The 24,562-nt window shown below is 67.0% G+C and carries 20 protein-coding genes, 2 tRNA genes and 3 rRNA genes; 19 read left to right on the top strand and 6 right to left on the bottom strand.

What is annotated here, in order from left to right:
* Together OG811_RS04310 and OG811_RS04305 are read left to right on the top strand one after the other, a co-directional pair.
* On the top strand, positions 1–1,200 hold the full coding sequence (locus tag OG811_RS04310) for a DUF1015 family protein (RefSeq protein WP_406072302.1): 1,200 nt from the start codon (positions 1–3) through the stop codon (positions 1,198–1,200).
* An 88-nt stretch (positions 1,201–1,288) separates the two neighbouring features.
* A complete protein-coding gene (locus tag OG811_RS04305) occupies positions 1,289–1,756 on the top strand; it encodes a ribose-5-phosphate isomerase (RefSeq protein WP_406072300.1) in 468 nt (155 codons plus the stop codon).
* Positions 1,757–1,768: 12 nt separating this feature from the next.
* On the opposite strand, the gene OG811_RS04300 is transcribed toward OG811_RS04305, so the two are convergent.
* A complete protein-coding gene (locus tag OG811_RS04300; RefSeq protein ID WP_406072299.1) occupies positions 1,769–2,110 on the bottom strand; it encodes a hypothetical protein in 342 nt (113 codons plus the stop codon).
* A 139-nt stretch (positions 2,111–2,249) separates the two neighbouring features.
* Here OG811_RS04300 and OG811_RS04295 point away from each other — a divergent pair, with 139 nt between their 5' ends.
* The 4 genes from OG811_RS04295 to OG811_RS04280 all read left to right on the top strand — a co-directional run bounded on the left by OG811_RS04295 (position 2,250) and on the right by OG811_RS04280 (position 5,153).
* Positions 2,250–2,795, top strand: coding sequence for a hypothetical protein (locus tag OG811_RS04295; protein WP_406072297.1), 546 nt, complete (start codon positions 2,250–2,252; stop codon positions 2,793–2,795).
* A 271-nt stretch (positions 2,796–3,066) separates the two neighbouring features.
* Positions 3,067–3,576 carry a SigE family RNA polymerase sigma factor gene (locus OG811_RS04290; protein WP_406072295.1) on the top strand — a complete coding sequence of 170 codons (510 nt, stop codon included), beginning with the start codon at positions 3,067–3,069 and terminating at the stop codon, positions 3,574–3,576.
* Positions 3,573–4,412, top strand: a complete 840-nt coding sequence (locus OG811_RS04285; RefSeq protein ID WP_406072293.1) for a hypothetical protein — start codon at positions 3,573–3,575, stop codon at positions 4,410–4,412. Before OG811_RS04290 ends, OG811_RS04285 begins: the two co-directional genes overlap by 4 nt.
* A 243-nt stretch (positions 4,413–4,655) precedes the next feature.
* Positions 4,656–5,153, top strand: coding sequence for a GNAT family N-acetyltransferase (locus OG811_RS04280; RefSeq protein WP_406072291.1), 498 nt, complete (start codon positions 4,656–4,658; stop codon positions 5,151–5,153).
* An 85-nt stretch (positions 5,154–5,238) separates the two neighbouring features.
* On the opposite strand, the gene OG811_RS04275 is transcribed toward OG811_RS04280, so the two are convergent.
* Complete coding sequence (locus OG811_RS04275) at positions 5,239–5,631, bottom strand: hypothetical protein (protein WP_406072289.1); 393 nt, start codon at positions 5,629–5,631, stop codon at positions 5,239–5,241.
* A gap of 6 nt (positions 5,632–5,637) precedes the next feature.
* Entirely contained in the window at positions 5,638–6,153 is a 516-nt protein-coding gene (locus tag OG811_RS04270) for a putative immunity protein (RefSeq protein WP_406072287.1), read from the bottom strand.
* Positions 6,154–6,594: 441 nt separating this feature from the next.
* On the opposite strand from OG811_RS04270, the gene OG811_RS04265 reads away from it, so the two are divergent.
* Positions 6,595–7,119, top strand: coding sequence for a hypothetical protein (locus OG811_RS04265; RefSeq protein ID WP_406072286.1), 525 nt, complete (start codon positions 6,595–6,597; stop codon positions 7,117–7,119).
* Positions 7,120–7,233: 114 nt separating this feature from the next.
* On the opposite strand, the gene OG811_RS04260 is transcribed toward OG811_RS04265, so the two are convergent.
* A tRNA-Gly gene (locus tag OG811_RS04260) sits at positions 7,234–7,307 on the bottom strand.
* Positions 7,308–7,528: 221 nt separating this feature from the next.
* Between OG811_RS04260 and OG811_RS04255 the strand changes: the two genes are divergently transcribed.
* From OG811_RS04255 to OG811_RS04230, 6 genes are all read left to right on the top strand, one after another.
* A tRNA-Pro gene (locus tag OG811_RS04255) sits at positions 7,529–7,602 on the top strand.
* A gap of 138 nt (positions 7,603–7,740) precedes the next feature.
* The gene (gene tig, locus OG811_RS04250; protein WP_406072285.1) at positions 7,741–9,081 is read left to right on the top strand and encodes a trigger factor; all 1,341 of its coding nucleotides are present in this window, start codon (positions 7,741–7,743) and stop codon (positions 9,079–9,081) included.
* Between the two features lie 193 nt (positions 9,082–9,274).
* The gene (locus OG811_RS04245; RefSeq protein ID WP_406072284.1) at positions 9,275–9,916 is read left to right on the top strand and encodes an ATP-dependent Clp protease proteolytic subunit; all 642 of its coding nucleotides are present in this window, start codon (positions 9,275–9,277) and stop codon (positions 9,914–9,916) included.
* A gap of 10 nt (positions 9,917–9,926) precedes the next feature.
* Positions 9,927–10,589, top strand: coding sequence for an ATP-dependent Clp protease proteolytic subunit (locus tag OG811_RS04240; protein WP_272613084.1), 663 nt, complete (start codon positions 9,927–9,929; stop codon positions 10,587–10,589).
* A gap of 209 nt (positions 10,590–10,798) precedes the next feature.
* Positions 10,799–12,094, top strand: coding sequence for an ATP-dependent Clp protease ATP-binding subunit ClpX (gene clpX / locus OG811_RS04235; protein ID WP_406072282.1), 1,296 nt, complete (start codon positions 10,799–10,801; stop codon positions 12,092–12,094).
* A gap of 286 nt (positions 12,095–12,380) precedes the next feature.
* Positions 12,381–13,178 (top strand): carbon-nitrogen hydrolase family protein, encoded by a 798-nt coding sequence (locus OG811_RS04230; protein ID WP_406072280.1) that lies wholly within the window; start codon positions 12,381–12,383, stop codon positions 13,176–13,178.
* A 3-nt stretch (positions 13,179–13,181) separates the two neighbouring features.
* Here the strand turns inward: OG811_RS04230 and OG811_RS04225 are convergent, their stop codons facing one another.
* Positions 13,182–13,406, bottom strand: a complete 225-nt coding sequence (locus OG811_RS04225) for a hypothetical protein (RefSeq protein WP_406072278.1) — start codon at positions 13,404–13,406, stop codon at positions 13,182–13,184.
* A gap of 700 nt (positions 13,407–14,106) precedes the next feature.
* Here OG811_RS04225 and OG811_RS04220 point away from each other — a divergent pair.
* The 3 genes from OG811_RS04220 to rrf all read left to right on the top strand — a co-directional run bounded on the left by OG811_RS04220 (position 14,107) and on the right by rrf (position 19,318).
* Positions 14,107–15,621 (top strand): 16S ribosomal RNA (locus OG811_RS04220).
* A 383-nt stretch (positions 15,622–16,004) separates the two neighbouring features.
* Positions 16,005–19,116 (top strand): 23S ribosomal RNA (locus OG811_RS04215).
* An 85-nt stretch (positions 19,117–19,201) separates the two neighbouring features.
* Positions 19,202–19,318: ribosomal RNA gene (rrf, locus tag OG811_RS04210) — 5S ribosomal RNA — on the top strand.
* The 16S, 23S and 5S rRNA genes sit together here, the layout of an rRNA operon.
* A gap of 91 nt (positions 19,319–19,409) precedes the next feature.
* Here rrf and OG811_RS04205 read toward each other — a convergent pair.
* A complete protein-coding gene (locus OG811_RS04205; protein WP_406072277.1) occupies positions 19,410–20,096 on the bottom strand; it encodes a hypothetical protein in 687 nt (228 codons plus the stop codon).
* 69 nt (positions 20,097–20,165) lie between these two features.
* On the opposite strand from OG811_RS04205, the gene OG811_RS04200 reads away from it, so the two are divergent.
* From OG811_RS04200 to OG811_RS04190, 3 genes are read left to right on the top strand one after another with little or no spacing between them, the layout of a single operon-like run.
* Positions 20,166–22,784, top strand: a complete 2,619-nt coding sequence (locus OG811_RS04200; RefSeq protein ID WP_406072276.1) for a valine--tRNA ligase — start codon at positions 20,166–20,168, stop codon at positions 22,782–22,784.
* The gene (locus OG811_RS04195) at positions 22,781–24,115 is read left to right on the top strand and encodes a bifunctional folylpolyglutamate synthase/dihydrofolate synthase (RefSeq protein WP_406072274.1); all 1,335 of its coding nucleotides are present in this window, start codon (positions 22,781–22,783) and stop codon (positions 24,113–24,115) included. The genes OG811_RS04200 and OG811_RS04195 overlap by 4 nt, the downstream gene beginning before the upstream one ends.
* The gene (locus tag OG811_RS04190) at positions 24,112–24,546 is read left to right on the top strand and encodes a DUF4233 domain-containing protein (RefSeq protein WP_406072272.1); all 435 of its coding nucleotides are present in this window, start codon (positions 24,112–24,114) and stop codon (positions 24,544–24,546) included. The genes OG811_RS04195 and OG811_RS04190 overlap by 4 nt, the downstream gene beginning before the upstream one ends.
* Positions 24,547–24,562: the final 16 nt, after the last annotated feature.

The following is a 24,562-nucleotide window of genomic DNA, read 5'->3' as shown; positions in this document are numbered from 1 at the left end:
ATGACGGTCGTGCATCCGATCTCCCGGGCCTGGGTCACCACTGGTGGCACCGGCGCGCAAAACTACGACGAGTTCGCCGACGACGCGGAGATCACTGCGATCATCGAGTCGAATCCGCACAGTGCCCTCGGCATCGAGATGCCGCATCGCGCCCCGCAGAGCCTGGGCAAATCGTTCCTCGACGCGCTGCCGGACGCGGTGGCCCGGTTGGCCGAAGCCAAGGCCGACGGCAGCTACACCCCCGCCGAGCAGGTGGTGGTGCTCTACCGGATCAGCGCGCCCGGTGAGGAGCCGGCGTACGGGCTGTTCGCGATGGTGGACACCGACCAGATCTCCACCCGGGCCGACGAGCCGGGCTTGGTCATCCGCAACGAGGACGTCTTCATCGCCAAGGTGCGCGAGCGGGTTGCGCTGGCCGAGGCGTTGGGCCACCTGCTCTCACCCGTACTCCTGCTGCAGACCGGGCGTGGCGACGAGCTGCACGCCGCGCTCGCGGCGGCGACCGACACGGCCGGCGCGCCCGCCGCAACGGACACCGACCAGGCGGGGCGCACACACGCCATCTGGCTGGTCGGCCCAGGCCCGGAGCAGGCCGCGCTGACCGCCCTCGCCGGTGGCGGGGATCTGGTCGTCGCTGACGGCAACCACCGCAGCCTGGCCGCACAGACCGGCGGGCTGTCGCGCTTCCTGGCCGTGGTCACCACGCCCGCGTCGGTGGCCATCCAGCCGTACAACCGGCTGGTCAGCGAGCTGACCACCACACCGGCCGAGCTGCTCGACCGGCTGCGGGCAGCGGGCGCCGAGGTCGAGCCGATCGACGGGCCGGTCGAGGTCCCGGCGGCCGGCGGCTCCGTGCACCTCCGCCTCGACGGCCAGGGGTACGCGGTGCGCCTGCCCGCCACGGACTCCGGCCGCCTGGAAAACCTGGACCACGCCCTGGTCGAGCGGCTGCTGCTGCGCGACGCGCTCGGGCTGGACCCGGGCGACAAGCGGATCACGTACGTCGGCGGTGACTACCCGGCGAGCTGGCTCACCGGTGAGGTCGACGCCGGTCGGGCCGAGCTGGCGATTCTGATCGCGCCGGTGACCGTGTCGGACTTCGTCGCGGTGAACCTGGCCCGGGAGAAGATGCCCCGCAAGAGCACCTGGTTCACCCCGAAGGCGCGTGGCGGTCTGGTCGTCGCTGAGCTGCCGCGCTGAGCGGCCGCACCCACGACCGTGTGACGAACCCGGCTCGGGGACGCCGCCCCTGCGACGTCCTCGAGCGCGGCCTGACAGACTGCCCGGTATGCGCGTCTACCTGGGATCCGATCACGCCGGTTTCGAGTTGAAGGTGCACCTGGCCAACCACCTGGCCATGCAGGGGTACGAGGTGGTCGACGTCGGGCCGCGAAGCTACGACCCGGACGACGACTACCCGACGTTCTGCCTGCACACCGGCGACCTGGTGGTGGCCGACGGGACGGGCCTCGGGGTGGTCATCGGTGGGTCCGGCAACGGTGAGCAGATCGCCGCGAACAAGGTCGCCGGGGTTCGCGCCGCGCTGGCCTGGAACGTGGAGACCGCTCAGCTGGCCCGCCAGCACAACGACGCGAACGTGGTCGCGGTCGGCGCCCGCCAGCACACGCTGGACGAGGCCACCGCCATCGTCGAGGCGTTCCTGAACACGCCGTTCTCCGGCAACGAGCGGCATGCCCGTCGGATCACCCAGGTGGCCGAGTACGAGCGGACCCGGCAGCTGCCCGACCTGCCCTGACCCAGCTTTCGATCAGCGCGGCGAGCGGGGCAGCTCCTCGCGGGGCACCCAGTTACGTCGGACGACCACCACCCGGGCCTCCGCCTCGGCCAGGTCGTCCTCGCTGGGTCGGGCCGCGTCCCGGGCCCGCAGCGCGGCGCTCAGCCCCACCTGGGACGAGCCGGAACCGATCAACCCGCGCAGCCCCCGCTCGCTGTCACGCTCGTCGCCGCCGGGGCTCCTGCGGCGCGGCGGCGGGTCGTCACCGTCATGCACGCCTGCGGTGCTGGCCACCGGGCCGTCGGCGCCCCGCCCGGCCGGCTCGGGGTCGGGGTGGTGGCGCAGCCGTCGCCGTCGTCGGTCGGGATCACCCATCAACCGACCGTACCCTGCCCGGCGTGGGAATCGGCACCGTCGCGCAGGCCCGCGTCTCGGGCGGTTCGGCGACCGATTTGCCGGCTGGCTACCCTCGAATCCAGGCGACGGTGATGTCGTCGGTCAGGGGGAGGACGAGATGGCAGACCAGACGCAGCCGTGGGCGGAGCGGACCGTGGAGGTGCCACCGCAGGCCGGCGTCGGGGTGCCGCCGCAGCGCGATGGTTTCCGCCGGGGTGTGGCTCCGGTGGGCCAGCGCCGCAACCCGCGGACCGAGCCGTTCCCGGTGGTCGAGCAGGAGCCAACCGGCACCGGCTGGCCGGGCGGGCCGACCCCGCGCCGGTCGTTGAGCTGGCGGATGGCGCAGCTGCGTCGCGGCAGTGAGTGGAGCGCTGCGGCCGGGCTCTTCGCGTTCGTCTGCTGGGGGATCTGGGCGCTCTCCGGCCAGGGTGACCTGAGCGGCCCGCTGCTCGTGCTGGTGCTCAGCCTGCTGGTGGCGGTCGGCCTGTTCGCCCTGTCCCGGCTGATCGGCCGGGTGGTGTGGGAGCGGCAGCTGGGACGGGTCCGCCGCAGCGCCCGAGGTGCCCACCTGGCGACTGCGGTATTCCTCGCCGGCCTCGGTGTGAACTGGCTCCAGCAGACCGAGTGGGTCGTCTCGGCCTGGAACTGGATCTCGTCGAACTGACGACCGGGGAAACGCCGGGCGGGTCGGCATCCGCCGCCCGCCCGCGCGCCCCGTCGCGGCACACCGCGACACCGGTCGTCTCCCCACCAGGCCAGGCCGCTGCTTACCCGGCCGGCCACGGTTCATCCGTGGCCGGCCGTTCCGTCTCGCCCGGTAGTCGGTCGGATCGCCGTCGAGCGCTCGTCTCGTGGCGAAAGATCTCAGTCCGGGGGAGCAACCCTCCGAGCCAGACCCGGCGTGACTATCTCGGAAACGGGGATCGGAGGCCTGAATGAGCGATCGCGACGAGGCGTTTGCCGAGTACTTCGCCGCGAGGTCCGGTGTCATGCGCGGCACCGCGTACCTGTTGTGTGGCGACTGGCACCGGGCCGAGGACCTGGTCCAGACCGCGTTCGTCAAGCTCTACCGGGTCTGGAACCGGATCTCGGGACATGAGGTGCTCGACAGCTATGTGCGCCAGATCCTGATCCGGACATTCCTTGATGAGCGGCGTCGCGGCTGGTGGCGGCGCGAGCGGGTAGGGGGCGAGAACACCGAACAGGTGGCCCCGCCCGATTCGCCGGAGAGTCGGTTGGTGCTGCTCCAGGCACTGGCCGCCGTTGCACCACGCCAGCGGGCCGTTTTGGTTCTCCGGTACTGGGAGGACCTGTCGATCGAGGACGTCGCAACGCTGCTGGAGTGCTCTCCAGGGACAGTGAAGAGCCAGGCGGCGCGCGGGCTCGACACGTTGCGCGGCCTCCTGGCACCCACCTACAGCGGGACCGAGATGGGGGAGCGATGAACGAGGAAGAGTTGCGCGAGGGGCTGCGCAGCGAGATGGCGAGCACCATCCCACCACCACCATTGAGTACGCAGGCCACGCTGGGCGCGGCGCGGCGGGCGCACTTCCGCCGCCGTACCTTGGGGGCGGTCCTCGGTTCGGCGGCCGTCGTCCTGGCGGTCACCGGCTTCGCGGCCGTCGCCACCCCGGGCGGCCTCGTCTACCAGGCGGGTTCCGGGCCACTGGCCACCCCGGATTCGTCGGGGGACAGCAAGCAGCCGTGGCCGACCGGGCCGGACGGTCGCCCGCAGGAGGACCGGACCGCGCGGGCCGGGTCCAAGTACGACCAGGGACTCCGCCTGCTCAACGAGGTCGTCTCGGTCGTACCCGCCGGCTACACCATGCCGGAGGACCCGCCGAACCAGCCCGCCGAGCAGAGGACGCTGCGGACCCACCAGGCGCAATTCGAGGACCGGGTGAACGGCGTCGACATGTGGAGTTACCTGTCCTCGGTCGCCGTGGCCCAGGGGGAGAGCGCCGGGCGAGTGATCGTCGAGGTGCACGACGCCGGCAACCAACTGCCGACCGACCCGTGTGCGCTGGCCCGAAGTTTCTGGGGCATGGAGGGCGACTGTAAGGTCGAGACCGTCGGCGCGGCGCAGGTCGGTGTGGTGGCCCGACCGGGCAACGACGATCGGCTCGACCAGTGGTCGGCGTACCGGCACCCGGATGGCGTGGTGGTCTTCGTGGCGCAGGGCGCGAAGCTCGACGTGAACCGTCCGGCGTTGAAGCAGTTGCCGTTCTCCGTGCAGCAGTTGGCGGCCCTCGCGGTCGACAAACGGTTCCACCTGAAGTGACACGCGAGGCTCGTTGAGCCGCTGTTCGCACGGCGGCTCGACGGGCTCGCGCGTCGGGGCGACCCGACAACCGGCACCGTGGGCGGCAGCTGCCCCTGCCGGAGGCCGTGACCACCCAGCTCCACGGCCTGGTGCCGGTCTTCCGGGCGGTGGCGACGCTGGCGTTGCCAGCCGAGCGGGCCGCCGCGCGGTTGGCGCCTGCGCCTGATCATCCCGTACCCCTCGGTTGTAGCCTCGGCCGTTATGAGTTGGCTGCCTGATGACTTCGTCCACCCGGTCTACGTGCCCGTGCCCGGCACCGCGCTGCACCTGCGGCCGATCCGGGAGGCGGACACCGCGCTCGACTACCCCGCTGTGATGGGCTCCCGGGAGCGCTTGTGGGAGGTCTTCGGCCCGGCCTGGGCTTGGCCTCCGGAGACGATGACCTATGAAGAGGACCGCCTCGACCTGCTGCGGCACGAGAAGGAGATAGCCGCGCACCAGTCGTTCAACTACGCGCTGCTGGACGAGGATGAGACGGCGATCCTCGGCTGCGTCTACATCGACCCGCCCGAGCGCACCGGCTCCGACGGCGAGGTCGCCTGGTGGGTGGTGGACGACCTGGTCGGCAGTGAGGTGGAGCGCGCGCTGGATGCGCTGGTGCCGCAGTGGATCGCCGCCGACTGGCCCTTCCAGCAGCCCCGCTGTCTGGGCCGCGACATCACCTGGCGGGACTGGCTCGCGCTGCCGCGCGCCTCGTGACACGTCCGGGGTGGTCCGTGCGGCGGCAGTGGTCACTCATCACTGCCGCCGATGTCGAGGCGCGACCGGCGTTCGGTCGACGACCTCAACGGCGTGCCGTGAGGGGTACGAGGACGAGGACGGCAACGCCAAGTGCGGTGGCGCCGACAGCCCACCACCAGAAGAATCCCGAAAAGACCGAGGCGATCAGGAGCCCGATGCCGAGGCCGGCCAGCAGGCCGAGTGCGAACAGGGCCCGTGGGGGCAGGGCGAGGTGCGGCAGGCGCCGGACCACGAGCACTTCCAGCCAGGTGCCACCCAACGCCAGCAGTGCTGCGCCGACCGCGTCCACGGCGGATAGTCCGTGGCCCTCGCTGAGTGGCACGAGGACCCTGCCCTCGTCACTGGCGGGGACGAAGAGGACGAGCACGCCAGCGGCGATGAGTAGAGCGGTGATTGTTACCTGCCTGCGCGGCGCGCCCCCGACGTCTTGCGACACGCCCGTTCAGCAGTCGAACACTGACCAGCAGATGTCGTTCCGCAACCGTTGGTCATCGAGTACCAACTCGCGAATCTCCTCCGGGAGCTGGTCGCGCTGCCACCGGCACTCGAATCGCCCTGCGGCATCGCTCTCGCCTTCCGGCGCGGCAGCACGTGCGGCCTTGATCGCATAGGCGGCCGCACCGAGTTCGTGTGCGGCGACGTGTGCGACGGCCCCCGCCTGGCCAGCGGCGTACGCGGCGTGCCGTGCTGCCCCACGCAGGTCTCTGGCCGCGCCCATCGCATGGCCGCCCGCCGCGCGAGCCTGCATCATCGTGACCTCACCGCGCACCCAGGCGCGGGCGTGCTCGATCGCTTTACGTGGTCGTCGGTCCGCAGGCTGAACCGACTCGAACAGGTGAAGGACGTGCTCCGCGCACGACGCCGCCCACAGTGCGAGGAGACGATGATGCGAATCAGTGAGGGTTCCACCGCGGCGGAGCGTGGTGAAGCGAGGGTCCCGCACCTTCGGCAGGATCATGGTTGGGCGCTCCCTCTCAAGGGGCCAGAGCAGCTCGTGACCCACGCGGATCGCAGCAGACAAGGCCATGTTCGGCGGCAAGGCGTGCGGCACCGGCTAACACTTCCGCCCATGCGCCGGAGTGTGCCAGCCAGCAACGACATGTCGCGCAACGTCCACGGCCGCTACCTCTCGGGTCCCGCGCCCAGGGCAGGCAACGGGCACGACGATCGAAACGCCAGCAGAACCCCGGTTGGGGCGGGCACCGCCGGGCGAATGTGCGCTATAGCGTGCGCTGCCATGACGTTGCCGCTCCGGCCCGCCGTGCCGGCCGTCGCGGATCCTCCAGCCGCCAGGGTGGGCATTCCCACACGAGGACCGCGCCGCCGACTTGCCGTGCCCGATGCTCGTCCCTCGCAGACGCCGTCTGTCGCGCGTCGTTTGCGGCTCCGGGTCGCCGCGATGCTGGCTATCGCACTGCGCGCTGCGTACCTGTCGGCCACGATCGGCCATCGCCTCGATCACGGCAGCGCGTGGTGGCACGGGGCTGACGCCGAGTCCCGCACGGAAGGGTCAAGGACGGACGTGCGATTCGCCATCGATCCGGGAAGGCAGGTCACGTTCGGCGCGTCCATCCGCAATCCCGGTCCATGGCCGGTGACGATCACGGGCATCAATGATGATCCCGTCGATCAGCAGGTGTTCAAGATCGCCCGGCTGGCGGTAAACCATCCTGAGAAGGCCAGTGCCGTCGTGTTTGACCCTGCTGCGGCGGTCCCGTTCAGCTCGATCAGGGTAGCTGCGGGCATGGAGCTGCCGGTCTTCGTCACGATCACGATCCCGGACGTGGCGATGGCTTCCGGATCAGGGGTCACCTTCGATGATCTCGCGGTCGACTACGAAGTGCTCGGCCTGCCTCGTCACCAGCGGGTGCCGATGGGCTTCCGCCTGTTGGTCCACTCTGCAGACGAGTACGTCCCACGCTGACCGCATACGGCCGGCTGCGGGGATTGGAAGAGAATCGTGGACGGCGCCAACACTCGGGGAGAAGTGGAGAGGCCCAGGTGCCGCGATTGTGCGGTCTACCTGGGCCTTCATGCGTGGAGCGGGCGACGAGAATCGAACTCGCGTAGTCAGTTTGGAAGACTGAAGCTCTACCATTGAGCTACGCCCGCGTGCACCCCGCTCACACGGGGCGCGCAGACAGCGTACCCAATGCTCGTGCCCGACGTGTAACCGCGCCACCGCCCCGCGGTGCCGCGTCGTCCCCGGCGCCGCGTCGCAACGCTGGCCCTTGCGCGGTGGGGCGGTACGGGGGGTTTTGAGGGCTTTGTCCGGGTGGGGGATGCCCCGGCACCGCCTGAGGCGCGGCGACGGCATAGACTGCTCGTCGCCACGGGGTGTGGCGCAGCTTGGTAGCGCACTCGCTTTGGGAGCGAGGGGCCGTGGGTTCAAATCCCGCCACCCCGACTGTCGTCCGCGGCCGCGTCGCCCCGGGTGCCGCCCAGTGCGGTCCCCGGGCGTTGCCGGTGCGTCAGGCCGGCTCACCTACACTCGATGGGCTGAATCACGCCCAGACTCAACTGAGATCCGTCAAGGAGTACGCCTGTGAAGAGCACCGTCGAGACTCTGAGCCCGACGCGCGTGCGGCTCGCCATCGAGGTGCCGTTCGTCGAGCTCGAGCCGAGCCTCAAGAAGGCGTACCGGGAGATCGGTTCGCAGGTCCAGGTTCCGGGCTTCCGCCGGGGCAAGGTGCCGACCGCGGTGATCGACCAGCGGGTGGGCCGGGGCACCGTCCTCAATGAGGCGGTCCAGGAGGCCATCCCGGAGAACATCCTCGCCGCGGTACGCGAGCACGACCTGAAGACGCTGGGGCGCCCTGAGGTCGAGATCACCGAGTTCAACGACGGTGACTCGCTGAACTTCACCGCTGAGGTCGACGTTCGTCCGGAGATCACCATCCCGGACGCGACCACCATCGAGGTGACCGTCGACGAGCTGCAGATCGACGAGAGTGAGATCGACGAGCAGGTGAAGAACCTGCGGGAGCGTTTCGCGACCCTCAAGACCGTCGAGCGGGCCGCCGCCGAGGGCGACTACGTCCAGATCGACCTGAACGCCACCGTCGACGGCGAGGACGTGCCGGGCGGCCAGGCGAGCAACATCTCCCACGAGGTGGGCAGCAAGCAGCTCCTCCCTGGCCTCGACGAGGCCGTGGTCGGCCTCGCCGCTGGCGAGGACACCACCTTCACCACCCAGCTGGTCGGCGGCGACTTCGCCGGTCGGGACGCCGAGGTGGCGGTGACCGTGCGCACGGTCAAGGAGAAGGAGCTGCCCGAGCTGGACGACGAGTTCGCCCAGATGGCGAGCGAGTTCGACACGATCGAGGAGCTGCGCGGCGATCTGCGGGCGCGGGTCACCCAGGGCAAGCAGGTCGAGCAGATCTACGCCGCTCGCGACAAGGCGCTCGCGCAGCTGGTCGAGGCCGCCGAGATTCCGGCCCCCGAGGGTGTCGTCCGCGAGGAGGTCGAGAGCCGCAAGCAGGCGATGGTCGACCAGCTGGAGCGGATCGGCGCCTCGATGGAGGAATACCTCGCCGCCGAGGACAAGACCGAGGAGCAGATCGACGCCGAGCTGGCCGAGGCGGCGACCGAGGGCGTGAAGGTCCAGCTTCTGCTGGACACGCTGGCCGACGCGGAGGACGTGCAGGTCTCCGACGACGAGTTCGGGCACGAGATCGTGCACCGGGCGCAGCGCGCAGGGATGGCCCCTCAGCAGTACTACGACCAGCTGGTGCGCTCCGGCGCAGCCGCCGCGGTCTTCGGCGATGTGCGGCGGGGCAAGGCGCTCGCGGCCGTCATGGAGCGGATCAAGATCAAAGACTCGGCCGGCAACGAGGTCACCCTCGACGCGCTGCGTGCTGCCAACGAGGCCGAGCACAACCACTGACCGTCGGGTGCGGCCGCCGTCCGCCGCTCTGCGGTGGACGGCGGCCGAATCCTTTCCGGGGTACGCCCGGAGCCCGCGCCGCGGGTACGCCCGACACAGCTGCGCTGAGAGCGAACAGTGCCCCGACCGGGACTCTGCCGCCCGGTACAGCGGTTAGTGTCGGGAAAGACGGTACGGAGAGCGAAGGGCTGCCATGACCGACATGCACATCCCAGCGAAGCCGCTCCGGGCGATTGATGCCCGAGGTGGCGACACCATTGGCAACCTCGACGACTCGGTCTACAACCGGTTGCTCAAGGAACGCATCATCTTCCTGGGCAGCGAGGTGACCGACCAGGTCGCCAACCGCATCTGCGCGCAGCTGCTGCTGCTCGCCGCGGAGGACCCGGACCGCGACATCAATCTGTGGATCAACTCGCCGGGTGGCTCGGTCTACTCCGGCATGGCGATCTACGACACGATGCAGTTCATCGACAACGACGTGTCGACCGTGGCGATGGGCATGGCGGCCTCGATGGGCCAGCTGCTGCTCTGCGCGGGTACCAAGGGCAAGCGGTACGCCCTGCCCCACGCCCGGATCATGATGCACCAGCCGTCCGGTGGTCTGGGTGGCACGGCATCCGACATCGCCATCCAGGCGGAGCAGATGCTCTACACGAAGCGGATGTTCCAGGAGCGGGTCGCGCACCACACCGGCCAAGCCCAGTCGCAGATCGAGGCGGACTCGGACCGGGACCGTTGGTTCACCGCCCAGGAGGCCATGGACTACGGCTTCATCGACAAGGTGATCATCGGAGCCGCTCAGGTTCCGGATGGCGCCGGGACCCTGAGCTGAGGAGCTGACGATGACCGATCTGAGCTTGCCGCCCCAGTTCGCGGCCGTGCACAACCGTTACGTGCTGCCGTCGTTCGTCGAGCGCACGTCGTACGGGGTCAAGGAGTCGAACCCGTACAACAAGCTCTTCGAGGACCGGATCATCTTCCTCGGCGTCCAGGTGGACGACGCGTCGGCCAACGACGTGATGGCCCAGCTGCTGACGCTCGAGGGCACCGATCCGGACCGCGACATCATCATGTACATCAACTCGCCGGGTGGCTCGTTCACCGCGATGACGGCGATCTACGACACCATGCAGTACGTCCGCCCGGACATCCAGACGGTCTGCCTCGGGCAGGCCGCCAGCGCGGCAGCGGTGCTGCTGTCGGCGGGCACCGCGGGTAAGCGGATGGCTCTTCCGAACTCGCGGATCATCATCCACCAGCCGGCCACCGAGGGCGGCTACGGGCAGGGCTCGGACATCGAGATCCAGGCCCGGGAGATCCTGCGGATGCGTACGCAGCTGGAGGACATGCTGTCCCGCCACTGCAACCGCCCCATCGAGCAGGTTCGCAAGGACATCGACCGTGACAAGATCATGACGGCCGAGGAGTCCAAGGAGTACGGGCTGGTCGACACGATCCTGACCAGCCGCAAGAAGGGTCTGCTGGCGACCCACGCCGCCAGCTGAGCAATACCGGGTCAGAGGTTGGCCGGGGCACGCGTTCCCGGCCGACCTCTGACACACCCGTTTTGGGGGTCGGAGAATGCCCCGCCAGCGGGTAACGTCGGGTCCGTACCGCTTCGCCGGTTGGCCGGCGGGGTGAACTAAGCCGGGCGGCGCGCAGCGCCCGCAGGTCAGGGCCGGGTCTCCGGCCGATGAGTGCAGGGAGAACGTAGGTGGCACGGATCGGTGACGGCGGCGACCTACTGAAATGCTCCTTCTGCGGCAAGTCGCAGAAGCAGGTCAAGAAACTCATCGCGGGCCCTGGGGTCTACATCTGCGACGAGTGCATCGATCTCTGCAACGAGATCATCGAAGAGGAGTTGGCCGAGTCCGGCGAGGTGAAGTGGGAAGAGCTTCCCAAGCCGATGGAGATCTGCCAGTTCCTCGACAACTACGTGGTGGGACAGGACCAGGCCAAGAAGGCGCTCGCCGTCGCGGTCTACAACCACTACAAGCGGATCCAGGCAGAGGCGGCCAATGCGCCGGGCTCCGGCAGTGACGCCGTCGAGCTGGCCAAGTCCAACATCCTGCTGCTCGGCCCGACGGGGTGCGGCAAGACCCACCTCGCGCAGACCCTCGCGCGGATGTTGAACGTGCCGTTCGCCATCGCTGATGCCACCGCGCTGACCGAGGCGGGCTACGTCGGCGAGGACGTGGAAAACATCCTCCTCAAGCTGATCCAGGCCGCCGACTACGACATCAAGCGCGCCGAGACCGGCATCATCTACATCGACGAGGTCGACAAGATCGCCCGTAAGTCGGAGAACCCGTCGATCACGCGGGACGTCTCCGGTGAGGGCGTGCAGCAGGCCCTGCTCAAGATGCTCGAAGGCACGGTGGCCAACGTGCCACCGCAGGGCGGGCGCAAGCACCCGCACCAGGAGTTCATCCAGATCGACACCACCAACGTGCTGTTCATCTGTGGTGGCGCCTTCGCCGGCCTCGATCAGATCATCGAGTCCCGCACCGGTCAGGGCGGCACCGGTTTCGGTGCCCGGCTCCGGTCGGTCTCCGAACGGTCGACCGATGACATCTTCAGCCGGGTCATGCCGGAAGACATGCTCAAGTTCGGGCTGATCCCCGAGTTCGTCGGCCGACTGCCGGTGATCACCAACGTGCGCAGTCTGGACCGGAACGCCCTCGTGCGCATCCTCACCGAGCCGCGCAATGCCCTGGTCCGGCAATACCAGCGGCTCTTCGAGCTGGACGGCGTGGAGCTGGAGTTCGACGAGCCGGCTCTGGAGGCGATCGCCGACCAGGCGATGCTGCGGGGCACCGGTGCCCGTGGCCTGCGGGCCATCATCGAGGAGGTTCTGCTCTCCGCGATGTATGAGGTGCCGAGCAACCCCGACGCCGCCCGGGTGTTGATCACCCGCGAGGTGGTCCTGGAGAACGTCAACCCGACGATCGTTCCGCGCGAGTTCACCGGGCGTCGGGCCCGGCGGGACCGCGAGGAGAAGTCGGCCTGATCCTGCCCGTGTCACGCCGGTCGCTCAGTCCTGACGCGGCCGGCGTGAACGCGTTCGGCGGTCCCATTCGCCCGACGGTGTGCTGGCCAGGCCGACGAGTGCGCCGGCAGGTGGCCGGTGACGGCGGTCCGAGCCAGCTCGATCGCGTTCGGCCTCGCGCTGGCCGTCGGCACCGGGCTGCGGTTGCGGCTCGGCGACGGGTGCTGGGCTGGGTGGCGGTCGCCGGTCTGCTCGACGGCGCCCGCCAATGCGCTCTTTCCGGCCCTTCCGGCCGTACCCTGTGCTCATGCGCGTCGCCGTCTGCCAGCTGAACGCCCGGGACGACCGCAAGGCCAACCTGGCCGCCGCGGAGGTCCTGCTGGAACGCGCCGCCGCTGGCGGCGCGGACCTCGCCGTCCTGCCGGAGTACGTCGACTACCTCGGTCCCGCCGCCGGGCTACCCGAGCCGGAGCCCGTGGACGGTGAGGTTGGCAGCTTCTTCGCCGGGATCGCCCGGCGGCTCGGGATCTGGCTGGTGGCCGGCTCGTTCCACGAGGCCGGCCCGGACCCGGAGCACACCTGGAACACGTCGCTGGTCTTCGACCGCTCCGGCAATCTGGCCGCCAGCTACCGCAAGATCCATCTGTACGACGTGGAGATCCCCGGTCGGGTCTCCTACCGGGAGTCGGCGAGTGTCGCGCCCGGGGTTCAACCGGTAGTGGTGGATGTCGAGGGTCTGCGGGTCGGCCTGTCGATCTGCTACGACCTGCGCTTCCCGGAGCTGTACCGGCTGCTGGCCACCGATGGCGGTGCACAGCTGCTGGTGGTTCCGGCGGCATTCATGATGCACACCGGGCGGGATCACTGGGAGGTCCTGCTGCGGGCCCGGGCGATCGAGAACCAGTGCTTTGTGGCGGCGGCTGGCCAGAGCGGCGATCACGAGCCAGGTCGCACCTGCTTCGGGCGCAGCATGGTGGTCGACCCGTGGGGGACGGTCCTCACCCAGTTGCCGGACGGCCCAGGAGTTTCCGTCGTCGATCTGGACCTCGATCGGCTCGCCGTGGTCCGGGCCGAGCTGCCGAGCCTGGCCAACCGCCGGCTCTGAGCCTCAACCCTGCAGCAGCACACCGAGCACCGCGAACCCGGCGATGGCCACGGCGGTGACCAGCAGCGCGGTGGTCATCCGGGATTTACCCCGTCGGGCCAGTCGTCCCACCGAGAGCACCAGGACGACCAGCACCACCGCACCGATCACCACCTGCCAGAACGGCAGGAGAACGCCGAGCAGCGCCTCCTCGGCGAACACCCTGGCGCGGAGCCCGTACTCATCCATGCCTGACACTCTGGCACGTCCGAAGGGCCCGCGTCGCCGGCTGCGCCGAGGACCATCCGGTGCCGGTCGACCAAACCAGTGATGAACCCTGATTTGCCTTCTCCGGGCCGTCCGCGTAACTTTCTCTCTGCACGGGGGAGGCCGGACAAACCGGCCGAGAACGGGCGCCAGGATCGTGGCGGAAACGCCGAGCGAGACTGAGGATCGGGCGGTGCGGAACACTCCGGATACGGAGTTGCGAACGCGAAGCTGACCGGGTAGAGTGCTGAAGCCGGCAGGAGCCGGGCGGAGAGCCGCGAAGCGGTGATCGGCCGGTCTGCGGTTTCCCACGAAAGAAACGACCGCCGGTAACGGCGTGCGTCATCGTGGAACCGGATGAGTAATGATATCCGCATTATCGGGTGAAGCATGACGAACCGCGAAACATCGGTTTGACACGGCGGAAACGAGCGGGTAACGTAGTAAAAGTGCCTGGCGCTGGAAAGCGTTGGGGACGCAGCGCGGAAGGCCCCGGGATGGGGTTCCACTGTGGTGGGGCTTTTGATCGGTGTGTGGTTGTTCTTTGAGAACTCAACAGGGTGCTTTAAAAGCCAGTGCCAATTATGATTTATACCCCGGACTGGTTGGGCCTTCGGGTCTGGCTGGTTGGGATTCCTTTGGCAACATTTGTTTGTTGTCAGGATGCTGTTCAACTAATTTTTTGTTGGAGAGTTTGATCCTGGCTCAGGACGAACGCTGGCGGCGTGCTTAACACATGCAAGTCGAGCGGAAAGGCCCTTCGGGGTACTCGAGCGGCGAACGGGTGAGTAACACGTGAGCAACCTGCCCTAGGCTTTGGGATAACCCTCGGAAACGGGGGCTAATACCGAATATTACTTGGTCTCGCATGAGGTTGGGTGGAAAGTTTTTCGGCCTAGGATGGGCTCGCGGCCTATCAGCTTGTTGGTGGGGTAATGGCCTACCAAGGCGACGACGGGTAGCCGGCCTGAGAGGGCGACCGGCCACACTGGGACTGAGACACGGCCCAGACTCCTACGGGAGGCAGCAGTGGGGAATATTGCACAATGGGCGGAAGCCTGATGCAGCGACGCCGCGTGAGGGATGACGGCCTTCGGGTTGTAAACCTCTTTCAGCAGGGACGAAGCGAGAGTGACGGTACCTGCAGAAGAAGCACCGGCCAACTACGTGCCAGCAGCCGCGGTAAGACGTAGGGTGCGAGCGTTGTCCGGATTTATTGGGCGTAAAGAGCTCGTAGGCGGCTTGTCGCGTCGACCGTGAAAACTTGGGGCTCAACTCCAAGCCTGCGGGCGATACGGGCAGGCTAGAGTTCGGTAGGGGAGACTGGAATTCCTGGTGTAGCGGTGAAATGCGCAGATATCAGGAGGAACACCGGTGGCGAAGGCGGGTCTCTGGGCCGAAACTGACGCTGAGGAGCGAAAGCGTGGGGAGCGAACAGGATTAGATACCCTGGTAGTCCACGCTGTAAACGTTGGGCGCTAGGTGTGGGGGGCCTCTCCGGTTTCCTGTGCCGCAGCTAACGCATTAAGCGCCCCGCCTGGGGAGTACGGCCGCAAGGCTAAAACTCAAAGGAATTGACGGGGGCCCGCACAAGCGGCGGAGCATGCGGATTAATTCGATGCAACGCGAAGAACCTTACCTGGGTTTGACATGGCCGCAAAACTCGCAGAGATGTGAGGTCCTTCGGGGGCGGTCACAGGTGGTGCATGGCTGTCGTCAGCTCGTGTCGTGAGATGTTGGGTTAAGTCCCGCAACGAGCGCAACCCTCGTTCGATGTTGCCAGCGCGTTATGGCGGGGACTCATCGAAGACTGCCGGGGTCAACTCGGAGGAAGGTGGGGATGACGTCAAGTCATCATGCCCCTTATGTCCAGGGCTTCACGCATGCTACAATGGCCGGTACAATGGGCTGCGATACCGTGAGGTGGAGCGAATCCCAAAAAGCCGGTCTCAGTTCGGATCGGGGTCTGCAACTCGACCCCGTGAAGTCGGAGTCGCTAGTAATCGCAGATCAGCAACGCTGCGGTGAATACGTTCCCGGGCCTTGTACACACCGCCCGTCACGTCACGAAAGTCGGCAACACCCGAAGCCGGTGGCCCAACCCTTGTGGAGGGAGCCGTCGAAGGTGGGGCTGGCGATTGGGACGAAGTCGTAACAAGGTAGCCGTACCGGAAGGTGCGGCTGGATCACCTCCTTTCTAAGGAGCACCATCCGGTGAAAGCCGGTATGGAGCCCGCGGCCCACATAGTGTTGGGTTGGGGTGCTCAGATGGCGGAGACACTGGCAAGTTTTTCCTCGGCAACGGCTGAGACTTCTTAGTACAGCCACTCTTTGGGGTGGTGGGAACGGGTTGGTCTTGGTGCGGCTGGGTGGAGGCGCTAAGCACCCTGTTGGGTCCTGAAGGAACAACCGTTGTGTTGTTGTTTCAGAGCCTTGAGTGAAGCGTAATAGCTTTGCGAGGTTGCCAGGCATGGCCTGGCCTCATATACCGCCGGCGGTTGGTCGGGTTTGGTGTGGGGCGGATCGGGTTGTGGGTTGGTCGTTTGTTGAGAATTGCACAGTGGACGCGAGCATCTTTGTGGTCAAGTTGTCAAGGGCGAACGGTGAATGCCTTGGCACCAGGAGCCGATGAAGGACGTGGGAGGCCGCGATAGGCCTGGGGGAGCTGTCAACCAAGCTGTGATCCCAGGGTGTCCGAATGGGGAAACCTGGCACCAGTCATGTGGTGTCACCCACACCTGAACACATAGGGTGTGTGGAGGGAACGCGGGGAAGTGAAACATCTCAGTACCCGCAGGAAGAGAAAACAATTTAGTGATTCCGTGAGTAGTGGCGAGCGAAAGCGGATCGAGGCTAAACCGGCTGCGTGTGATACCTGTCAGGGGTTGCGTGGTCGGGGTTGTGGGACCCTGCTGAACAAGCTGACACTTGTTCGAGAAGTTACAAAGTTAGTGGCTAGTCGAACAGTCTGGAATGGCTGACCGTAGACGGTGAAAGTCCGGTAGGTGAAAGTTGCTGACCTTCTGTGGGTGTTCCCGAGTAGCGGCGGACCCCTGAAATCTGCCGTGAATCTGCCAGGACCACCTGGTAAGCCTAAATACTTCCTGGTGACCGATAGCGGACAAGTACCGTGAGGGAATGGTGAAAAGTACCCCGGGAGGGGAGTGAAATAGTACCTGAAACCGTTCGCCTACAATCCGTCGGAGCCTTACGGGGTGACGGCGTGCCTTTTGAAGAATGAGCCTGCGAGTTAGTGGCATGTGGCGAGGTTAACCCGTGTGGGGGAGCCGTAGCGAAAGCGAGTCTGAATAGGGCGATTCAGTCGCGTGTCCTAGACCCGAAGCGGAGTGATCTAGCCATGGGCAGGCTGAAGCGCGGGTAAGACCGCGTGGAGGGCCGAACCCACCAACGTTGAAAAGTTGGGGGATGACCTGTGGTTAGGGGTGAAAGGCCAATCAAACTCCGTGATAGCTGGTTCTCCCCGAAATGCATTTAGGTGCAGCGTCGCGTGTTTCTTGCCGGAGGTAGAGCACTGGATGGTCTAGGGGGCCCACAAGCTTACCGAAATCAGCCAAACTCCGAATGCCGGTAAGTGAGAGCGCGGCAGTGAGACTGCGGGGGATAAGCTTCGTAGTCGAGAGGGAAACAGCCCAGATCACCAGCTAAGGCCCCTAAGCGTGTGCTAAGTGGAAAAGGATGTGGGGTCGCACAGACAACCAGGAGGTTGGCTTAGAAGCAGCCATCCTTTAAAGAGTGCGTAATAGCTCACTGGTCAAGTGGTTCCGCGCCGACAATGTAGCGGGGCTCAAGCACACCGCCGAAGCTGTGGCATTCACATTTTAACCTTGCTTGGACTTGATTCCTTGTGCAGGTGTGTGGATGGGTAGGGGAGCGTCGTGCCGCGAGTGAAGCAGCGGGGTGACCCAGTTGTGGACGCGGCACGAGTGAGAATGCAGGCATGAGTAGCGAAAGAAGGGTGAGAAACCCTTCCGCCGGATGACCAAGGGTTCCAGGGCCAGGCTAATCCGCCCTGGGTGAGTCGGGACCTAAGGCGAGGCCGAGAGGCGTAGTCGATGGACAACGGGTTGATATTCCCGTACCCGCGAAAGAGCGTCCCTGATGAACCTCGTTGTGCTAACCACCCGAGCTGCTTGATGTCTTCGGACTGATGGTGGGGAGCGTGGGAACCTGATGGGTAGTAGTCAAGCGATGGGGTGACGCAGGAAGGTAGCTGAGCCCGGCCGGTGGTTGTGCCGGGGTAAGCGTGTAGGCCGTGTTGTAGGCAAATCCGCAACACATGTTGGCTGAGACGTGATGCCGAGCCGATTCAGGTGAAGTCAGTGATCCTATGCTGCCGAGAAAAGCCTCTAGCGAGTTCTTAGCGGCCCGTACCCCAAACCGACACAGGTGGTCAGGTAGAGAATACCGAGGCGATCGGGCGAACTGTGGTTAAGGAACTCGGCAAATTGCCCCCGTAACTTAGGGAGAAGGGGGGCCGGAGACGTGAAGCCCCGCGCGGGTGGAGCGTTGTATGGCCGCAGAGAGCAGGGGGAAGCGACTGTTTACTAAAAACACAGGTCCATGCGAAGAAGTAATTCGATGTATATGGACTGACGCCTGCCCGGTGCTGGAACGTTAAGGGGACCTGTTAGCTCTTTCGGGGGCGAAGCGGAGAACTTAAGCGCCAGTAAACGGCGGTGGTAACTATAACCATCCTAAGGTAGCGAAATTCCTTGTCGGGTAAGTTCCGACCTGCACGAATGGCGTAACGACTTCCCCACTGTCTCAACCACAGGCCCGGCGAAATTGCAGTACGAGTAAAGATGCTCGTTACGCGCGGCAGGACGGAAAGACCCCGGGACCTTTACTATAGCTTGACATTGGTACTCGAATTAGCTTGTGTAGGATAGGTGGGAGCCGGTGAAGTCCATACGCCAGTATGGGTGGAGGCAATCTTGAAATACCACTCTGGTTGATTTGGGTATCTAACTTCGGACCGTTATCCGGTTCAGGGACAGTGTCTGGTGGGTAGTTTAACTGGGGCGGTTGCCTCCTAAAAGGTAACGGAGGCGCCCAAAGGTTCCCTCAGCCTGGTTGGCAATCAGGTGTTGAGTGCAAGTACACAAGGGAGCTTGACTGTGAGACTGACAGGTCGAGCAGGGACGAAAGTCGGGACTAGTGATCCGGCACTTGCGAGTGGAAGCGGTGTCGCTCAACGGATAAAAGGTACCCCGGGGATAACAGGCTGATCTTCCCCAAGAGTCCATATCGACGGGATGGTTTGGCACCTCGATGTCGGCTCGTCGCATCCTGGGGCTGTAGCAGGTCCCAAGGGTTGGGCTGTTCGCCCATTAAAGCGGCACGCGAGCTGGGTTTAGAACGTCGTGAGACAGTTCGGTCCCTATCCGCCGCGCGCGTAGGATACTTGAGAAGGGCTGTCCCTAGTACGAGAGGACCGGGACGGACGAACCTCTGGTGTGCCAGTTGTCCTGCCAAGGGCACGGCTGGTTAGCTACGTTCGGAAGGGATAACCGCTGAAAGCATCTAAGCGGGAAGCCTGCTTCAAGATGAGGTATCCCACCCACCTTGGTGGGGTAAGGCCCCCAGCTAGACGACTGGGTTGATAGGCCGGAAATGTAAGCCCGGTAACGGGTTCAGTTGACCGGTACTAATAGGCCGAGGACTTGACTACTAAGCTGCTACGCGTCCACTGTGCAACTCTCGATAAACGAACAACAGACCATTGTGTGTGGTGTTGTTTGATATGTCGATAGAGTTACGGCGGTCATGGCGGAGGGGAAACGCCCGGTCACATTCCGAACCCGGAAGCTAAGCCCTCCAGCGCCGATGGTACTGCACTCGTGAGGGTGTGGGAGAGTAGGACGCCGCCGGACAATCTTTCCAGAAAGGGTCACCCGTGAGGGTGGCCCTTTCTGCGTATCCACGTATCCAGACCCGCTCGAAGAGCCTGGTCAGGCTCGCGGGTCAGTTTCGGGTCTGAATGTCGGCGCGGAGGTTGCGCAGCAGGCCGCCGGCGTCGCTGACCGGCCGCCCCGGGAACATCGCCATCACCACGCTGCCGTGGTCGGCCCAGCCGCACACCGCGAAGTCGCCGCCCTCGCCGCTGGTGCTGCCGCACTTCATCACGCCGCCCAGCTCGCCGGCGGGAACCTCGCGCAGGCCTCTCACCGCACCGGTCTCGTCCGACATGAGGCGGAAGAGGCTGTCCAGGTCGCGCTCCGGCTGCCAGAGCAGGGTGATGCCCCCGAAGATGAGCACCGAGCGCTTGTCGTCGGCCGGGTCGCGGTAGACCGTGCCGAAGCTGCGGTCCAACTCAATGTCCGCGGCGAGGCCGCTGCGCAAGTAGTCGGCAGTGCTCTTCGCCCGTTCGCTGTCGTCCCTGATCAGGCCCGCCACGTGCTCGGGCGAGGTCAGTTGGGTGTCCTTCTGCTGCGCCACCCGCCACCCAGCGACACCGAGCACGCCGGCGCCCGCGAGACCGACGACCAGCGCGACGGTCCAACCGATCTTGCGCCGCCGGGACCAGCCGCCCGGCCGCTCATCGGAATCGCCCCCGGAGTCCCGGGTGCTGAGCTGGATCGGCTCTTCGGTCAGCTCCACCGGCTCGCGACCGCTGTCGAGCGACCGCTCAGTGAGATGTGCGTCGGACATAGCCGACACCGTACGCGAACCACAGGTGGCGCACGTCAGGTCCGCCGAAGCCCTCCGTAGACTTGTCAGGTGACCGAGAGACTGGATGCCCGACGCCCCGACGCCCCGACCCTTGCCGGCCAGTACCAGCCCGGCGAGGTAGAGCAGCGACGGTACGAGCAGTGGGTAGCCGCCGGGCACTTCCGGGCCTCCGCCGACAGCGACAAGCCGCCATTCGCCATCGTCATCCCGCCGCCGAACGTCACCGGCTCGCTGCACATGGGCCACGCGTTCGAGCACACGCTGATGGACGCGTTGACCCGGCGTAAGCGGATGCAGGGCTTCGAGGCGCTGTGGCTGCCCGGCATGGACCACGCTGGCATCGCCACCCAGAACCTGGTGGAGCGTCAGCTCGCCGCCGAGGGTCTCTCCCGGCACGATCTCGGCCGGGAAAAGTTCGTCGAGCGGGTCTGGCAGTGGAAGGTCGAGTCCGGTGGGGCGATCCTGGGGCAGATGCGGCGCCTCGGTGACTCCGTCGACTGGGACCGGGAGCGCTTCACCATGGACGAGGGGCTGACCCGCGCCGTCCAGACGATCTTCAAGAAGCTCTTCGACGAGGGCCTCATCTACCGGGCCAACCGGATCATCAACTGGTGCCCGCGCTGCCTCACCGCGCTCTCGGACATCGAGGTCGAACACACCGACGACGACGGTGAGCTGGTCTCCATCCGCTACAGCGACGAGGTCGTGGTGGCTACCACCCGGGCCGAGACGATGCTGGGCGACACCGCCGTGGCGGTGCACCCCGACGACGAGCGGTACCAGCACCTGATCGGCACCGAGGTCGAGCTGCCGCTCACCGGCCGGCGCATCCCGATCATCGCCGACGCGCATGTCGACCCGTCGTTCGGCACCGGCATGGTCAAGGTGACCCCGGCGCACGACCCCAACGACTTCGAGATCGGCCAGCGCCACGACCTGCCCGCGCTGACCGTGATGGACGAGCGGGGCGTGATCACCGTGCCCGGCCCGTTCGAGGGACTGGACCGGTTCGAGGCGCGGCCCGCGATCGTGGCGGCGCTGCGCGAGCAGGGCCGGATCGTGGCGGAGAAGCGCCCGTACGTGCACGCGGTCGGGCACTGCTCGCGCTGCAAGACGACTGTGGAGCCGCGGCTGTCGCTGCAGTGGTTCGTCAACACCGCCCCGCTGGCCCAGGCCGCCGGTGACGCGGTGCGTGACGGTCGGGTCAGCATCGAGCCGGCCGAGCTGTCCAAGCGCTACTTCGCCTGGGTCGACAACATGCACGACTGGTGTATCTCCCGCCAGCTCTGGTGGGGGCACCGGATCCCGGTCTGGTACGGCCCGGCGGGCGAGATCGTCTGCGTCGGCCCGGACGAGCAGCCGCCGACCGGCGACGGTTGGCGGCAGGACGAGGACGTGCTGGACACCTGGTTCTCCAGCGCGCTCTGGCCGTTCTCCACGCTCGGCTGGCCGGAGCAGACCCCGGACCTGGCCAAGTTCTACCCGACCAGCGTCCTGGTCACCGGCTACGACATCCTCTTCTTCTGGGTCGCCCGGATGATGATGTTCGGCCTGTATGCGATGGACGGCAAGCAGCCGTTCGACGTGGTGGCCCTGCACGGCATGGTCCGCGACGAGCACGGCAAGAAGATGTCGAAGTCGTTCGGGAACGTGGTCGACCCGCTGGACTGGATCGACCGGTTCGGCGCCGACGCAACCCGGTTCACCCTGGCGCGAGGCGCGAACCCCGGCCAGGACGTTCCGGTCAGCGAGGAGTGGTGCCAGGGCTCGCGCAACTTCTGCAACAAGCTCTGGAACGCCACCCGGTTCGCCCTGATGAACGGTGCGCACACCACCGGCGACCTGCCCCCTGCCGAGCAGCTCTCCACCGTCGACCGGTGGATCCTGTCCCGGCTGGCGCACGTCACCGCCGAGGTCGACGAGCAGTTCGAGGCGTACGAGTTCGCCAAGGTGTGCGACCTGCTCTACCACTTCGCCTGGGACGACGTCTGCGACTGGTACGTCGAGCTGAGCAAGCCGGTGCTCGCCGAGGGCGGCGTGCGGGCGGAGACCAGCCGCCGGGTGCTCGGGCACGTGCTGGACCAGCTGCTGCGGCTGCTGCACCCGGTCATCCCGTTCGTCACCGAGGAGTTGTGGCTCGCGCTGACCAGCGGCGAGACGGTGCAGACCGCTGCCTGGCCGGTGGCCGACCGTTCGCTGGTCGACGACGCCGCCGAGGCGGAGCTGGCCAGCGTGCAGCGGGTGGTCACCGAGATCCGCCGGTTCCGCTCCGACCAGGGGCTGCGCCCGACGCAGCGGGTGGCCGCCCGGCTGGACGGGCTGACCGGGGCCGGCATCGCCCCCCACGAGCCGCTGATCCGCTCGCTGGTCCGGCTGGACCCGGCCGGTGACGACTTCCAGGCCAGCGCCACGCTGGCCATGCCCGGCGCGGTCGGTGTCGCGTTGGACACCCGGGGGTCGATCGACGTGGCCGCCGAGCGGGCCCGGCTGACGAAGGACCGCGCGGCGGCCGAGAAGGAGGTCGCGCAGGCTCGGGCGAAGCTCGACAACCCAGCCTTCATCGGCAAGGCCCCCGAGCCGGTGGTCGCGAAGATCCGCGACCGGCTCGCCGCCGCCGAGGCCGACCTGGTCCGGATCGACGCTGCTCTGGAGACGCTTTCCTCGTGACCGACCGTACCGATTTCGCCGCCGTCGAAGCTGAGCTGTCTGCTCGGGGTTTCACCCGCATGGTCTTCGAGCTGGACCGGATCGAGTCGCTGCTCGACCTGCTCGGCAGCCCACAGCGGGCGTACCCGTCGATCCACCTGACCGGCACCAACGGCAAGACGTCCACCGCGCGGATGATCGATTCGCTGCTGCGGGCGTTCGGGCTGCACACCGGCCGGTACACCAGCCCGCACCTGGAAACTGTCCGGGAGCGGATCAGCCTGGACGGGGAGCCGGTCAGCGAGGAGCGGTTCGCGGCCGTGTACCGGGAGATCAAACCGCTGGCCGAGCTGGTCGACGCGCGGTCGGACGAGCCGCTGACGTACTTCGACATGACCACGGCGCTGGCGTTCGCCACCTTCGCCGATGCGCCGGTCGACATCGCGGTGGTCGAGGTGGGCCTCGGCGGCGCCGAGGACGCCACCAACGTCATCCAGGCCGGGGTCTGTGTGATCACCCCGATCGGGCTGGACCACACCGAGTGGCTCGGCGACACACTTCAGGACATCGCGCTGGCCAAGGCCGGCATCATCCACCCGGGCGCCACGGTGATCGCGGCGGCACAGGAGGAGGAGGCGGCCGGTCCCGTCCTGGATCGCTGCGCCGAGGTGGGCGCGACGGTCGCCCGCGAGGGCACCGAGTTCGGTGTGCTGAGCCGGTCCATCGCGGTCGGCGGCCAGGTGCTCAGCCTGCAGGGGCTCGGCGGCGTCTACGACGAGGTGTTCATCCCGCTGCACGGCGCGCACCAGGCGCAGAACGCGGCGGTGGCGCTCGCCGCCGTGGAGGCGTTCCTGGGTGCCGGTGCCCGACGGCAGCTCGACGTGGAGGCGGTCCGGGAGGGCTTCGCGTCGACCAGCTCCCCGGGTCGGCTGGAGCGGGTACGCAACGCCCCGACCATCCTGCTGGACGGCGCGCACAACCCGCACGGCATGGCCGCAACCGTCAAAGCGCTCCAGGAGGAGTTCGCGTTCAGCAAGCTGGTGGCGGTGCTGGGGGTGCTCGCCGACAAGGACGCGACAAGCCTGCTGGAGCTGCTGGAGCCGGTCGTCGACCAGCTGGTGCTGACCACCAACTCCTCGCCCCGGGCGTTGCCGGCGACGGAACTCGAGGCGCTGGCCGTTGAGGTCTTCGGCGAGGACCGGGTGGAGGTGGCCGAGGACATGCCGGACGCCATCGAGCTGGCGGTGGCGCTGGCCGAGGAGGACGTCCCTGGTGAGCTCAGCGGGGTCGGGGTGCTGGTCACGGGTTCGGTGGTGACGGTTGCCGATGCCCGTCGGCTGCTGAAGCGATGACCGGCCCGGAGCGGGACCCCCGCACCACCGAGGGCCCGGCCGGCCCGCCGGCCGATCAGCCCGCCGGGGAAGAGCTCGCGACCGACCAGCCGCGACGCTCCGGGTTGCGCAACCCGGAGCGGGCGGTACGCGGCCTGGGTGCTGGCACGCTCAGCTTGGAGGCGCTGGTGCTGCTGCTGGCGATCCAGCCGATCCGGGTGGTCGGCGGTGATCTGAGCGGCGCCGCGATCGGTGCCGTGGTGGCACTGGCGGTGGCCGCCGTCGTGCTCGCCGGCATGATGCGCCGGCCCTGGGCATGGCACGCCGGCACCGTGCTCCAAGGGCTGCTCATGCTGGGCGGCCTGCTGCACTGGTCGTTGCTCGGGCTGGGCATCATCTTCGCCCTGGTCTGGGCGTACGCGCTGCACGTTCGCCGGGTCATCCTCGGCTGACGCCCGACCCGGGCGG

Origin of the sequence: Micromonospora sp. NBC_01638, from assembly GCF_045209745.1 — a bacterium.
Classification (GTDB): domain Bacteria; phylum Actinomycetota; class Actinomycetes; order Mycobacteriales; family Micromonosporaceae; genus Micromonospora.
The sequence above is the reverse complement of the archived record's forward strand: the minus strand, read 5'-3'. Positions and strand labels throughout refer to the sequence as shown.